Source organism: Baaleninema simplex PCC 7105, from assembly GCF_000332355.1.
Taxonomy (GTDB): domain Bacteria; phylum Cyanobacteriota; class Cyanobacteriia; order Cyanobacteriales; family Geitlerinemataceae; genus Baaleninema; species Baaleninema simplex.
Genome location: NZ_KB235958.1, coordinates 2100291 through 2101427 on the forward strand (window position 1 = coordinate 2100291; position 1137 = coordinate 2101427).

The 1137-nt window shown below is 40.8% G+C and carries 1 pseudogene; it reads left to right on the top strand.

The annotated features are described in order from the left end of the window. Positions 1–133: 133 nt before the first annotated feature. Positions 134–1066, top strand: a pseudogene (locus tag GEI7105_RS30115) (RNA-guided endonuclease InsQ/TnpB family protein); the annotation flags it as partial. Positions 1067–1137 lie beyond the last annotated feature (71 nt).

Genomic DNA, 1137 nt, shown 5'->3' on the forward strand with positions numbered 1-1137 from the left:
CACGTGACCGAGGGACTCGAAGCCCGAGGAGAGCGCCACGGACATTCTGTTAAGTATGTCAACCTTCGAGGTCTGAAATAATCCTTTACACACATTCCTTTTTTTCTCTGGGGCTACTTAATATCGTTTTTATCCAACAGACCAACAAAAGCAGAGCCTAGCTTGTTTATTCGGCTGTGTTCGTGTTGTCTATAACGATGCTTTGGCTATCTGCAAACAATCTGAGAAAAAACCTAAGTCGTCCGAACTCCAAAAAATAGTTATCACTCAGGCAAAAAAGACTGAAGCTAGGGCGTGGTTGAGCGAGGTATCAAACATACCTTTACAACAGTCTGTAGCCGATCTAGAGACAGCTTTTAAGAACTTTTTTGGTTCTTGTAAAGGCAAAAGAAAAGGTCGTAAAGTTGGTTATCCTAATTTTAAAAAACGGACGAATAGCCAATCAGCACGGTTCAGAATTGGAGGTTTCTCCATTAAAGACAAAGGTGTTTATCTTGCAAAGATTGGCGTTGTTAAGCCTGTCTGGTCAAGAGAGCTACCGGCAAGTCCTACCTCTGTAACTGTTATTAAGGACTGTGCTAACCGTTACTTCCTGAGCTTTGTTGTTGAGGTTGAGCCAATCAGTATTGATGCTCAAAACCAAAGCATTGGCATTGATTTAGGAATTAAAACTTTTGCTGTGATGAGTAATGGTGAAAAAACGGCAAGTCCTTGTTACAAGCATTTAGACCGCAAGGTTCGCAAACTTCAGCGCAAGTTAGCACGACAGCAGAAAGACTCAAAACGCAGAAACAAAACCCGTATTCAGATAGCCAAACTACACAATCAGATTGCAGACACTCGCAAAGACTTCCTACACAAACTATCAACCAAGGTCGTTAGTGAAAACCAAACTATCGTTTTGGAAGATTTGAACGTGTCAGGAATGGTTAAAAACCGTAAGTTGTCTAGAATTATCAGTCAACAAGGCTGGCGAGAGTTCAGGGTATTGGTTGAAGCAAAGTCTGAAAAGTACGGACGCAAGTTTGGGTCTTCGCAAAACAAGGTGATAAGAAAAATTTATTAAGTAAAGCAAGACAGAAAGCGCATTCGCATATTTTCAAAATTTATAAAGCCATAAGCTTGACGCTTTATCAG